The sequence below is a fragment of the Shewanella sediminis HAW-EB3 genome (assembly GCF_000018025.1).
Lineage (GTDB): Bacteria > Pseudomonadota > Gammaproteobacteria > Enterobacterales > Shewanellaceae > Shewanella > Shewanella sediminis.
Genome location: NC_009831.1, coordinates 5,505,043 through 5,517,674 on the forward strand (window position 1 = coordinate 5,505,043; position 12,632 = coordinate 5,517,674).

9 protein-coding genes are annotated in these 12,632 nt (G+C 43.1%); 5 read left to right on the top strand and 4 right to left on the bottom strand.

The genetic code is table 11. The annotated features are described in order from the left end of the window. Positions 1-613: 613 nt before the first annotated feature. Entirely contained in the window at positions 614-1,258 is a 645-nt protein-coding gene (locus SSED_RS23525) for a LysE family translocator (RefSeq protein ID WP_012144829.1), read from the bottom strand. A 735-nt stretch (positions 1,259-1,993) separates the two neighbouring features. Here SSED_RS23525 and SSED_RS24900 point away from each other — a divergent pair. Both SSED_RS24900 and SSED_RS23530 read left to right on the top strand, forming a co-directional pair. Continuing rightward, complete coding sequence (locus SSED_RS24900) at positions 1,994-2,146, top strand: hypothetical protein (protein WP_185826931.1); 153 nt, start codon at positions 1,994-1,996, stop codon at positions 2,144-2,146. 62 nt (positions 2,147-2,208) lie between these two features. Beyond that, entirely contained in the window at positions 2,209-3,138 is a 930-nt protein-coding gene (locus tag SSED_RS23530; RefSeq protein ID WP_012144830.1) for a DUF1186 domain-containing protein, read from the top strand. Between the two features lie 366 nt (positions 3,139-3,504). Here SSED_RS23530 and SSED_RS23535 read toward each other — a convergent pair whose 3' ends face one another. Next, entirely contained in the window at positions 3,505-6,663 is a 3,159-nt protein-coding gene (locus tag SSED_RS23535; RefSeq protein WP_012144831.1) for a DUF3427 domain-containing protein, read from the bottom strand. A gap of 132 nt (positions 6,664-6,795) precedes the next feature. On the opposite strand from SSED_RS23535, the gene SSED_RS23540 reads away from it, so the two are divergent. After that, the gene (locus SSED_RS23540; RefSeq protein WP_012144832.1) at positions 6,796-7,203 is read left to right on the top strand and encodes a hypothetical protein; all 408 of its coding nucleotides are present in this window, start codon (positions 6,796-6,798) and stop codon (positions 7,201-7,203) included. On the opposite strand, the gene SSED_RS24725 is transcribed toward SSED_RS23540, so the two are convergent. Together SSED_RS24725 and SSED_RS23550 are read right to left on the bottom strand one after the other, a co-directional pair. Continuing rightward, on the bottom strand, positions 7,174-7,428 hold the full coding sequence (locus SSED_RS24725; RefSeq protein WP_150104377.1) for a hypothetical protein: 255 nt from the start codon (positions 7,426-7,428) through the stop codon (positions 7,174-7,176). The two genes, SSED_RS23540 and SSED_RS24725, sit on opposite strands and share 30 nt — an antisense overlap. Positions 7,429-7,475: 47 nt before the next feature. Next, positions 7,476-8,573 (bottom strand): Fic family protein, encoded by a 1,098-nt coding sequence (locus SSED_RS23550; RefSeq protein ID WP_012144834.1) that lies wholly within the window; start codon positions 8,571-8,573, stop codon positions 7,476-7,478. Between the two features lie 320 nt (positions 8,574-8,893). On the opposite strand from SSED_RS23550, the gene SSED_RS23555 reads away from it, so the two are divergent. Both SSED_RS23555 and SSED_RS23560 read left to right on the top strand, forming a co-directional pair. After that, on the top strand, positions 8,894-9,592 hold the full coding sequence (locus SSED_RS23555; RefSeq protein ID WP_150104378.1) for a sulfotransferase: 699 nt from the start codon (positions 8,894-8,896) through the stop codon (positions 9,590-9,592). A gap of 15 nt (positions 9,593-9,607) precedes the next feature. Then, positions 9,608-12,250 (top strand): helicase-related protein, encoded by a 2,643-nt coding sequence (locus SSED_RS23560; protein ID WP_012144836.1) that lies wholly within the window; start codon positions 9,608-9,610, stop codon positions 12,248-12,250. Positions 12,251-12,632: the final 382 nt, after the last annotated feature.

The window sequence follows — 12,632 nt, forward strand, 5'->3', positions numbered from 1 at the left end:
TGGCCATCCTGGCTCAAATTATATTGCTGTAACAGTGAAGGGTACTTCATCCACTTGTTGTTACAGCTTGAAAACATCTTACTTCAATAGATGTTGTTTTTGAAGAAAACCGAGGTAAGAGCAGTTAAGACTAAAGTGAACTAATTTCTGGATTTTCTTCATTTTTTACGTCACAGAACATAAGAATACAGACTGAAAATCGAGCGAGATTTGCCCCTCTTTATGATGGAAATGGCAGCGTTTTCTGCTTTATTAAAGTGAAAGTCCTGGCTGGGTCATACAAAACATTAACAAATAACTTATTTAAATACAGCTTATTAAGATGTTTTGAATGTATTAGCCTGGCCATCTCTTTTATCACTTTCGATAACACTAAGGCTAGGGTATTAGTGAGTTGAGAGCAGCCCTTGCCGTGTGTCCTTTATCGACTGAACCCGCCAAAAAATGAGGGTATGTTCGAGAATAAAAAAAATCGTTTCACGTGGAACCTGGCGAGATATTCTTAAGAATTTGGCATCTGCGGGAGTCATTCCCGAGAATAATGACTAGATATAGAGGAGTCGACCGCGAAAGTTTAGCTTCCGCGATCATCATTTTCGGAGGCTGGATTTGCTTAGCTCATGGTTTGAACTTGAGACGCCAGTAACCAGATTGCTAACGCAAAGAATATGACACCCATAAACTTATTCTGATTAGCCCTGAACTTCTCATTCTTAAGTAGTGGTTTTCCAAGACTTCCAACCATGGCCACCAGCAGCAGATTAAACAGTAATCCCATCACATTGAGCAGTAATCCCAATGCCAGCATCTGTTCACCTGAGCTTGCCGTTAATTGAGAAGAGACAAACTGAGGTAAAAACAGTACGAAGAAGAGTAGGGCCTTAGGATTGAGCAGATTACTGAATACGGCGCGGCGATAGAGAGTTTTAGCCAGGTTATTTTCTTGTGCTACCTCCGGTGCATCGACCGGGCCGGCTCGCATGCAATCCCAACCCATCTTTAACAGATAGGCTCCGCCTAACAGGCGCAGCAGTTGCAGAGCCATAGGGTTCATGGCAATCAATGCCGAGACTCCCATCGCTGCCAACAGGGTCAAGACTAATCCGGATGTCGCATTCCCTAAGCTGGCGAAAACGCCAACCTTACGTCCGTAACTTAAGCTGGAGCTGGCAATAAGTAACATATCCGGCCCGGGGATCAGTAAGAGGGCTACGACAGTGGTTAAATAGAGGGGAAGTATAGCGAGATCGATCATCATTAATGCACAGGTTTAGATAGAAGGGCGGGGATTCTACAGTGATAAACAGAATTTAAAAGTGATGCCGGTTTTAAATCCTGCATAGGGTGTCATGGTCTGTTTACAGCTCTATCTACTATATGCTCTATTCTGTCCGGTTTTGGGGGGAGGTGCAGATGTAACTAGTGATCGTTTTATTGACACTCTCCCATTCTGGCCTCATTTTTCATCGGCTCTCTTAGATTGTTTTTTAAGCATCTAATAACTTTTTGTTTTATGAAAACCTGACTCAGGCTAGCACCGGGTTATTGCAACTAAGCCTCTATGAGTCGCGTATTTCTGTTAGTCCCCTTGGCTTGAGTGTGCCATCAATAAGCTGAATGACAGAAGCTGTAGTGATTAATACCATCTGTCGCTATAACTCACTCATGCTTGTAATTCATTGTCAGTGTTCGATATTTAAACTCATTCGACTGCTGATGAGAGTCAATGAACCGAGTAGGGAGACCAAGCCAAAACTAAACGTTCATATATAAACTATATGAGCAATTACGTCGTGGTAGCGTTAATAATAGTGTTTAACATTGTGTATGAAAAACGTTCAAAAAAATGACGTCGGGTTGCTTTTTTGACTGTCTCTTATGACAGTCAAAATGGGAAAAAAACCAATAAAATCGACACCATATTGACAGTATTATTCATTGCTAATGTGATATATATTTTATCTATCAGATTAAAAAGTAGTGAGAGTTTCTTATGTTTCGTTTTATGGTTTACGGCATCATCGCCTATGCTTCGTGGTTAACTTATCAGGATATTTCTGCCTATATAGAGGAGCAGGAAAAACAGGAAATCGTTCAGGCCGAGGTAGTGTTTGAGCAAGCGCATTGGAATTTAGATAAAGGTTGAGGGCTTTAGATTCCTCTTTTGTTACTCTATATACTAAATCACCTCCTACCTTTGAAAGCTATATGAAATTAGATGAGATAATTACTACTCTGAGTCGTGGCGACTTAACAGAACTTCCGGTTGAAGCCTTGTTGGCGGCCAGGCTGCAGTGGTCTGAGTTACTGCCTGTTATCGAGGAGTTGATACAGAAGTTTATTGCTAATGAGGCATTGACCGATCCTGAGTCCAATCTTCTCTTCTTCGGCATCTGTCTTATTGTCGACCGGAAGCAGTTTAGTTGTTTCGACTCCTTGATAAATCTTACCAACAAGGATGACTGTAATGCGCCATTAGATAACCTTCTTGGTGACTTTATTGGTTCTGAACTTTCCACTGCTTACTATATTTTGGCGCAAGGTAACCCTGAGCAACTGTGTTTCTTGGTTAACTCTGAGCAAGCGGGTGAAATTGTTAAGATGGGCGCCCTATGTGCGCTATTTTGTCAGTTGCATACAGGGCAAATTGATAGAGAGACACTTAATCAAAGTATTCCGGGTTTTATCGACAATCTCGTCAAATATAATCACTCAATAGCACTTTTTGAGTTGGTTAATCTTTTGATATCAAATGAATTTAATCATTACCATAGTCAATGTGTAGGTCTTGTTGAGAGTAATATAATTGACGAGGGTAAAATTGAGAATCAGTGCATCATTGATTGGGATAATCAGTCTATCGGTTTTTCAGAGTGGGAGAGTGGCCTGATAAGCGGCGATTATGATGTGATTGATTCTCTTAGCCAGTGGGCAGGTTTCAACGCGGAATCTGAGATGAATGATGAGGACCTCATGGCCGTTTTCGATGATTTGATGAATACGCCAAGGGAACTCGACGATAGGTATTTTGAGAGCCTCGATAATCAGCAACCATTTATTGCAGATATCCAACCAGGCCGTAATGACCCTTGTCCCTGCGGGAGTGGCAAGAAATTCAAGAAGTGCTGTTTGAATTAAACGTCTTTCTACCTTGTTAGTCCCTTTGTCAGTTCACAAGGTTGAAATAACTCTTTGGCTTGGCTGACGGTATGGATGTTTGATTGGCTATGGGGAACCATGGCCTTTTTGCTTGAACGATGAAGCCGTTGCATCGTTATTTATATAAGCTTCATTACATTATCAGCGTTGGCCTGATTAATAGTAACCATAGCTGAATAGTCATCTATCACCTGCCGTGGGCATATGTGCAGATACTTCTGTGAGTCGCCGCAAGCACAGTCCCTGTGGGCTCTGCCAAAACATCCATGTTTTGGAAGCTCACAGCCTCATCTACACCTTGTTTCTAAAAAGCAGATGGTTTGATCGATTACTAGAGTTATATATTTAACTGTTTGCCAATTTTGCTGCATCTTTCCATAGGTAACTGGGCATAGGTTCATGCAACTCCCAAGTTATATTCATAGGTTGGGAGCCGCTAGTTTCTGCCAAGTTCACCCAACCTAAGTTTACAAACCCCATAGTATTTCCATTCTCGTCCTTATTGGACTCTCGTACCCAGAGCATGAGTTTTTTACCAATTTTTTTATGCTGAATATAGCCCAGCCCTTTGCCTTTATCTGGTCTTGCTGAGTTCTGGGTCTGCCAATGGAAGTGAGTAGGGCTCATTGCATAATCGTGATAAAGCGTTGTTGGTGAAAAATGTTGATCCGACTTTTGTAACGTAACAAAGAGCAGTTCAACATTGAGATCTTTTAGGTTGAAGTAACCTTCACGGCTTATAGCTTGTTTTTCGAAGCTAGCCCCACCTAATCCTGTAATAATTTGTTCTCGGGTATAGCGTGCATTAAGTTGAATTGGGCAAGGAAAGTCAGCTTCAAGATTTTGAATTTTCGTATCGTTATTATCAAGTAAGTAGTTAATAACTTGTATTAACTCTTTTTGATATTCAGGATGAAAAAGTGCTGCTAAGCTTTCAGATAAAGATTTATAACCTAGTTTATCTCCTGCACAATTCCAAAAATCATAGTGGCACATCAAAGCCATTTTCTGCTCTATTGGATTGTCATTATCGATCCACTTAAAGTTATTTATTGCTAGTGAACGAATGAAAATTAGGTAAGTTCTAGCATCACAGCTCATTAAGCTGTTGCTAATGGCTTTGTGATAATTTTCTGCGATTGGGGTTTCGTTTACTTTGTCTATTAATTTTAGATCGCTTAACAAACGAGTCCACCCTCCACCATCTTTAGGCTTTTTCTTATAAATATCATTAAGCTGAATGTTAGGATTAAACTTTAAAAAATTACTCAACGTCAGTTTTTGATTTGTATGATGTTGAAAATTTTGAATATATGATTTTAATCTTTGCTGATTTAATGTTGCTTTCCTAATGTTTTCTAAGATTATCTCTTTGGTTTTTTTCTGTAGTTCAATGTGGCAGCCAAGTGGAAGGTGCGGAAAGCCGTGCTCTATTTCTTTGCTTATGGCGGTATGTGTCTTTCCTATTAGGGCTCTGAACTTCTGTGAAAAGTCATATTCGGCTCTAGCATTACCGACAAAATCCAACACAGTGACACATTCTTTGCCATCGTTATGGCGTAAGCCACGCCCTAGCTGCTGCAAAAATATTGTTAAGCTTTCTGTTGGCCGTAAGAAGAGTAGGGTATCTATTTCTGGAATATCGACGCCTTCATTGAATATATCGACAACACAGAGAATATTAATATTTCCTAGTTGTAGATCTTGTCTTACTGCATGCCTTTCAGAAGCATTTTTGCTGGTAAGTACTGCGCTCGGTATTCCTTTGAGGCAAAACTTTTTAGCCATATATCGAGCATGATCTTGGTTGACACAAAAAGCCAATGCGCGCATTTCTAAAGGCTTAGTTACAAGCTCTTCAATATTTTGAAGTATTTTCTGTAGCCTTTGATCATTTTGGGTATAGAGTTGAGTCAGCTCACTTGGATTGTAGCGGCCGTTTTCCCACTTAACCTGCCGTAGATCGGTATTATCATCTATGCCAAAATATTGAAAAGGGCATAAATGTCTTAGATTTATTGCTTCAGGTAACCTGAGTTCTGCAGCGATCACACCACCAAAATCATCCAATATACTTTTGCCGTCATGACGTTCGGGAGTAGCGGTGAGTCCGAGTAAAATCGTAGGGGAAAAATGGTTGATGAACTTTCGATAACTATCAGCTGATACATGATGAACTTCATCAATCACAATGAAATCATAATAATCTGAATTTAGGTTTATATTGTCTATTTGATTATTAAAGCTCTGAATTGATGCAAAAAGTTGATTGTATGAATCTGGTTTATGTTGTCCGACCCATAACTCGCCAAAATTAGGCTGTTTTAGTACAGCTCTATAACTTTCGATTGCTTGTTTTAATATCTCTTCTCTGTGGGCAATAAATAGAATTTTTGCTGTAGGGTTGTTTTGATAGAAACGTTTGAAATCGAAAGCTGATATCAGCGTTTTCCCCGTACCTGTAGCGGCTACTATCAGGTTCCTATTTCGATCATGAATATTCCGCTCAGCATCTAATCGGTCTAAAATTTCAATTTGATGTTGGTGAGGGGCTAAATCGAAAAATACGGTACTTGAAAGATCTTTGTCACCACGACCAGCGCTAAGTGAATGCTTTAGTTTACTACTCGCTTTCTCTGAACCATCAAAAATCTCAAATTCAGGTTGCTGCCAGTATGTTTCAAATGTACTGAATGTTTTCTCAATGATGTGTGGGATTTCTTGATTGGTTATCTTTAAGTTCCACTCTAATCCATTAGTGAGTGCTGAACGTGAGAGGTTTGATGATCCTATATAGCCTGTATGAAATCCTGAATTTCGCATGAATAGATAGGATTTAGCATGAAGACGTTCTTGGTTATGGTTATAGCTTAATTTAACTTCGGTGTTAGGTAACTTGGCTAGCCATTGAACGGCTTTAAGATCTGTTGCCCCCATATATGATGTCGTAATAATTTGAAGCTTATGTTTGTTATTACTCGTAAAAGTTCGAAGTTCATCCATGAAAATTCTGAGACCGGTCCATTTAATAAATGAAACAATCCAACAGATCCTATTGGAAGAGAATATTTCACGCTTAATTTCACTTTCTAGTGAAATGCCTTGGTTACTACCGCAGAATAACTCGCTTTGTGTGAGGCCGGTAAGTGGGGTTATTTTCTCAATATGTGCGGATAATTTGGCTGCAACAGGATCTTGTTTATCAAAGATGGCTGTAAGTAGTTTTGCCGGTTGGGCTACGGTGTAATCTGTTAAATCTAAACTATCGACCTTTTCCTGAAGCCAATAGATCAGCTCATTAGCAAGCTCTATTTGGGCTAATGGAGAGTCTTTTGTATGTTTTGATTCAGATATTGCGAGATGAAAAACATGAACTAATGCACGAGTTAACCAAAGAGTTTGCTCGGTTGTATCTATCTTTCGGTCTGAAAAATAGAAATTATCTTTATCCAGCTTATTACTGATAACTTTAGTTATTAGTTGCTCATAAATACCTGTTTGCATTAAAAAACTCGATTATGCCTAGATTGATAGGAACTATGCCAGGTAGGTTGTTTTTTGCAAGTTACATGTATCAAACTTGTAATTATTTAATAAACTATAATTAAGTATCGAAAAGCGCTTGGGTGTTTCTTTATGCTTCAATATAAACAAGAGTTTGGTGACGGTTTTGAGCTGGGGTTTGAACTTGGTAACTTCCCGCATCTGGAGGATAAGAGTTGGAAGGATGAGGCCTGTCCGAGCTTTATGTTCAAGCTAAAGTCGGGTTTGGGGCATGCCGGCTTTAGCACTGAAGATGCGAAGCCAAGGCATAATAGCTTAGAGGAATACCTAGTCCTTTGGGTCGATTATCCAAACAGTGAGGAGCGAGAGAACACTACTACGAGTCGTTACTCTATAGTGACGGCCACTAACCTCGGTTCACTGCATGAACCGGAAATCTACCATGATGAGCATAGTTTTACTCTGTTCGAGACCGAAGAGAGCGAAGCGCTGACTCAATACCTGTCCGATTTACACATAGAACCTTTTTATCCACGCTAAAACCGTATAGACCACCTGCCAGTCAAATGCGCTTGTACTGCTGGTTTGATGCAATTCGAAGATGGCATTTCTTGCTTTACCAACAGGTGTTGCTGCGGCTGCGAGTTTCGGTTTCAAGGATGAAACCGCAAAGCGGCCAGGGATGGCTTCACAGCGTCTCGCAGAAGTATCTGCACATACCTCACCGGAGGTGATAAGTAGCAATGAAGGTACGGTTACCTTCATCCCACCAAACAACCATAAAGCCTAATGAAACCAAAAAGATATTTGCGTTACTTGCTAGCCAGCAAGTAACGGGTACTTCGTCCACCAGCTCCCGCTTTAACTAAAAAACCTTGTTCGACCAATTGAGCCAGATGACGGGTAGCCGTTGCACGGCTCACCTTGGCTACCTTTTGATATTGGCTACTACTTATGCCTATCTCAAACTCGCCGTTTAGTAAGCGGTTAAGCACTTTTACTTGTTCAGCTGTCAATAAGGTTTGATCTACACGTTGCCAATAGTTGGTTTTTTCCACTGTCAGGGCTACATCATTCAGTGACTTTTGGAGGCTGTCATTGAGTGTTTCCAGAAACCAGACCAGCCAAAGGGTAATATCCAACTCGCCTTTTTGAGTACTCTCTAAAATATCGTAATAGGCCTGTCTACGCTCGAGGATGCTCACCGACATGGCATAAAAATGAATAGAACGGTTTTCAGCCTGAGCTAGTGCTAAGTCTGTGAGTAATCGGGTTATTCTGCCATTGCCATCATCGAGCGGATGCAGAGTAACGAACCAAAGGTGGGTGATGGCTGCACGGATTAATGGATCCATTGCAATATCATCCAGTGATTCATTAAACCAGTTAATAAACCTTGTTAGTTCACCTTCGAGCACAGAACGGGGAGGGGCTTCGAAATGTACTTTGGGCTTATCTATTCGGCCTGATACAACTTGCATAGGTTCATCCCCTCTCAGTGCGCCACCTTGAACGGGATTAAACAGAGTGTAACCTTCTGGAAATAGTAACTTATGCCAATCCATTATTCGCTGTAAGCTTAACTGTGCTTGCCAGTTTTGAAGGGCATCTACCGTCATTTCGGCTAACCCATCGGTTTGCACTGTGGTGGGAAATGGTTTTTCATCACTGATCCCTAGTTTGTTTGCCAAAGATGAGCGTACAGAGAACGCGTTGAGCTTTTCACCTTCGATGGCGCTGGAGTGGATGATATTGGCTAAAAGGGTATCGAGAGTTACCTGAGCGGCTGGCTCTTTATCCAACTTACCAAGGAGCAGACCCTGATTGAATCTAATCTGACGCATTAACAGTGCAATGCTATCGTTTTCCCAATGAAAGTTAGGCCAATCCGCTTGTTGCCAAATCCACATATCTATCCCTTTGAGTCAAATAGGAACTCTATTCTACTCATTTTGTGAGGCGAATAACAAGCTTATTTGCCTCGTAAAATGAGGCGAATAGCCTGTTTAATTGACTCATCATTGAAAACACCTTAATCGGTCATCAAAATTCAAAAATACAAAAGCCAAATGAAACCTAAAAGTTCTTTCAACCTTGTGAACAGACAAGGTACGAACAACAAGGGTACAATATGGCAAAGCCATAAATAACACTCCAATCTATGCCACCAAGTAGCTCCACTCATATTCAAGTTGGCCTTCAATCAGGCTCTCAAGCCGAACGAAGAGTGATGACTAAGGTCTTTATCATTGGCTTGCCCCGTACCGGGACGACGAGTGTGAGTGTGGCCTTGCTTGAGCAGGGATATAAGGTGGCGCATCAGGCCTTTACCAAGCAGGCGTTTGAGTTGGCGGATGTGATATCCGATGCCCCCTGTTTCAGTGATTACAGGCAGCTGGATAAGCAGTTTTCCGGCGCTAAATTTGTCTATCTGGATCGGTCTCTCGACAGTTGGGTGCCGTCGATGCAGATGTTACTGAGTCGCATGCTAGTGCATCTGGATGACAAGACGGGTCGGTTTAACGTTATCCTGAAGCGCAGCTTTAACCACTGCTTTGGAGTGAACAGGGTAGATAACACCATGGATACTGAGCACCTTATCCGGTGTTACCACGCCCACAGAGAGCAGGTTTTCGAATACTTCAGGGGGAGAGACGATCTTCTCAGTATCGATATCAGTGAGCCGGGAAGTTTATCTAAGCTGATAAACTTCTTAGAGTCAGATAATGACTCTATCGATTCAAATATTTTAGATCAGGGCTTTCCTCATTTGAACTTTCCGCATTTAAACAAGGGAAGAAACGTTGCCAGTTGGGATGAATACAAGCACCCCAATAAGATCAGCGCTAACGCCGCCGGCCCTGAAAACCGCAAATACTTCGATTATAAGTTAGCCGATCAACCTTCCAACCTCTATTTCAACAATTAGCCATACGCGACCACTATGAAAAAGCAGCCTCAAGCCGAACAGCTTAAATCCCTACCAGCCTTAGCTATGCCGATAGATGCACTCTATGATGAGTTCAAATCGGCGATTAAAGACAACCATCTGGTGGTCGAGTCTGACACTGGTTCGGGTAAATCTACTCGCTTACCACTTTGGTGTGCAGAAATGGTTCCTGATGAACCTGGTGCCGGGAGAATAAAGCGGGTATTGGTGGTTGAACCGCGGCGGGTGGCCTGTTTGGCGCTTGCCTCTTTCGTCGGCTCGCAAACGGATTTAGCGGTGGGGCATGCCATTCGTTTCGATTCGACTGTGACTGTACAGACTCAGATTGCCTTCGTTACGCCGGGTATTGCGCTGCGTTGGTTGCAGGAAGATGGGTTAGCAGGTTTCGATACTGTGATTATCGATGAGTTCCACGAGCGACGTTGGGATACCGACCTCTTGCTGGCGATGCTGAAGCAAAAGGTTTCGGGTTCACCTGATTTAAGGCTGGTGCTGACTTCGGCTACGATCGATGGCGAGCGGCTGACCAGCTATCTTTCTACTAATAATCCAAGCACCGCTCAAGACTGTTTTCAAAATACAGCCCAAGGCTGTCTACCAAGTAAAGCTCAAGGCTGTGCAAGCGACTTAAGTGCTAAACGTTTATATGCGAAGGGACGAAGGTTCCACGTGGAACTTAGGTATCAGGCTAAGGAGAGTCATCATCTGCCGGATATTCGTGGAGTCGAGCAGGCCGTCAAGACCGCGGTGAGTCAGCTATTAACTGAAACCGATGGCGATATCCTGGTGTTTCTGCCGGGTAAACGAGAGATACAAGCATGCTTACAGGCTTGCCAACCGCTAAAAGGCGAGATTGATAGCAGTGGTTCTGGTAGCTGGGGTTATGATGGGAATAAGCTGGAGCTCTTGGCCTTACATGGGGGGATCACCCCTATGGAGCAGAAGCAGATATTAATAGAGTCATCCCGGCAGCGAGTGATCTTTTCTACCAATGTTGCCGAAACTTCACTGACTATTCCAGGTGTCACCGCTGTGATTGATTCAGGACTTGAGCGACGCACCCACCAGCGTAACGGACGTACCGTTTTATCATTGGCTCGAATTTCGAGAGCCAGCTGTGAACAGCGAAAGGGCCGTGCGGGTCGAACTCAAGATGGGATCTGTATCCGTCTGTGGGGCAAGGGCGCACCCTTGGAAGCGATGACGCCGCCTGAACTGCAACGTGAAGAGCTGGTGGAACCTATGCTAGCGGCTGCAGGTTGTGGTTATCGGTTATCTCAACTTCAGTTTGTCGATACCATTCCGGCTAAGGCGTTAGCCATTGCCGAGCAAAAATTATTGTCTATGGGGGCCATCGATGAGCAGGGCAAGATCACCGAACATGGAAATAAGTTATCGCCACTCCCTATCGATACTCAGTTTGCACATTTAATCAGTGCGATGCCCGATGATGAGTGCCGCGGTTTAATGGTCGATCTGGCAGCGGCATTGAGCGTACCTCAACGGCTATTTAAACTGCCTACCTCTGAGCAGGCTTTAAAAGATCTTAATGAGTGGGAGCCATTAGGTTGCGATGCCTTTACCTTGATCAAGCTGGTTCGTGAACCTCTCGCCGAGTTCATGAGTGATAATGCACTTGTTGATCTAAATGGACGCAAGGAAGCGCGCTTTCTGTCGAATCAAATTCGCTCGGCGCTGCAATTAGCCAGGCTCAATCAGGCACAGCCTATCGGGCCTAAACAGTCTGATCTTCGTCATCGCTGGTTAGCGTCAGTCATTAAGGCGCTGCCTGAGTTGGCATTCGTTCGACGTGAGAAAAGAGTTACCGCATTAGGTAATGGTTACAGCGAAGTTCAAATTGGCCGGGGTAGCCGCTTCTGTAGTGAACTCAAAGATTTCAACGGCAAAGAGAGTGCGTTGGCTGCTGTGGTGTTCGATCAACATTCTATTGCGGGCAAAGGCAGTAAACAGACATTAAACCTGGCCAGCTGCATGGTACCCGTTTCGCTAAAGGCGTTACTCGATGCAGGCTTAGGTGAGGAGCGCCTGGCCGAGAACAGAGAGAAGGGCGCATCTCATAAGGTCGTGGTCGAAACCGTTTATGCCGGGCGGGTGATTGGTTCCCGATTAAAGGCTGTCGAAGGCGAACAGGCTTTAGAGGCGATAGTGCGCAGTATTGCGCTTGGTCGTCAGTTTAAAGGAGTTGCGGCCAAGCTTAATGGCGATATAGCCGCATGGAATATCTGGTTAGCTTTAGGTAAAAACAGGGATCAAGCGTCCACGCCTGAGCTGAAGGCATTAGGTACAGAGCCTTTGGAGTTCGAAAGCTATCTTTCGGAAAAACTATCCGAGCTTGGGGTCGAAAGCTATGACGACCTTGAGCTTATCGAGGCCGAAGATCTGCTTTTCGAGGGGATCCCCGAGTGGGAACGTGAGGCGTTCGATGCCATGTATCCTACCAAGCTAGCTTTGGCGGAATTGAAGGTGACAGTGGAGTACCTACCAAAGCGGAAACTGGTGACTCTGGTATATGCGGGTGGATTGAGGAAAACGGGACCGAAAAGGTGGGAGTTACCACGCTGGGTTGGCTGGAAGATCCAGTACCGTAAGGCCAGTCGAGTAGTGGATGTGAAGTAATAACTCTTTGAATGGTTGTGAGGAAAACGGGAGTTAACCCAAAAAAAACGGTGGGAGTTACCACGCTGGGTAGGTTGGAAGATCCCTCTCTATACAAGAATGTAAGGCCAGTCGTGTTCTCTATGATAAATGAGGTTTGAACGGCTAAAACCTACCCCTGAAAACGGTTCGGGAGTTTATCTTGATAAAAGGCTGGCTGGATGGTTTTTGTACTGTAACAGCTGGCTAATTCAGCATAAAAAGAGGTGCTTTTTACTCTTTAACTGCTTTTAATTACTTTTTATTTTTACTACCCAAAAATTGTACCATTGAGGATGCCGCGATCTTTTACAGTACGAATAACTATTTTTATCTATTTATTTGCGTATAACTTATCTACAGG

What these genes read in the sequence shown, in the direction of transcription:
- SSED_RS23555 (WP_150104378.1), top strand. Translation starts at nt 8,894, where the DNA reads ATGACTAAGGTCTTTATCATTGGCTTGCCCCGTACCGGGACGACGAGT.
- SSED_RS24725 (WP_150104377.1), bottom strand. Translation starts at nt 7,428, where the DNA reads ATGAAGGTAACCGTACCTTCATTGCTACTTATCACCTCCGGTGAGGTA.
- SSED_RS23525 (WP_012144829.1), bottom strand. Translation starts at nt 1,258, where the DNA reads ATGATGATCGATCTCGCTATACTTCCCCTCTATTTAACCACTGTCGTA.
- SSED_RS23540 (WP_012144832.1), top strand. Translation starts at nt 6,796, where the DNA reads ATGCTTCAATATAAACAAGAGTTTGGTGACGGTTTTGAGCTGGGGTTT.
- SSED_RS23535 (WP_012144831.1), bottom strand. Translation starts at nt 6,663, where the DNA reads ATGCAAACAGGTATTTATGAGCAACTAATAACTAAAGTTATCAGTAAT.
- SSED_RS24900 (WP_185826931.1), top strand. Translation starts at nt 1,994, where the DNA reads ATGTTTCGTTTTATGGTTTACGGCATCATCGCCTATGCTTCGTGGTTA.
- SSED_RS23560 (WP_012144836.1), top strand. Translation starts at nt 9,608, where the DNA reads ATGAAAAAGCAGCCTCAAGCCGAACAGCTTAAATCCCTACCAGCCTTA.
- SSED_RS23550 (WP_012144834.1), bottom strand. Translation starts at nt 8,573, where the DNA reads ATGTGGATTTGGCAACAAGCGGATTGGCCTAACTTTCATTGGGAAAAC.
- SSED_RS23530 (WP_012144830.1), top strand. Translation starts at nt 2,209, where the DNA reads ATGAAATTAGATGAGATAATTACTACTCTGAGTCGTGGCGACTTAACA.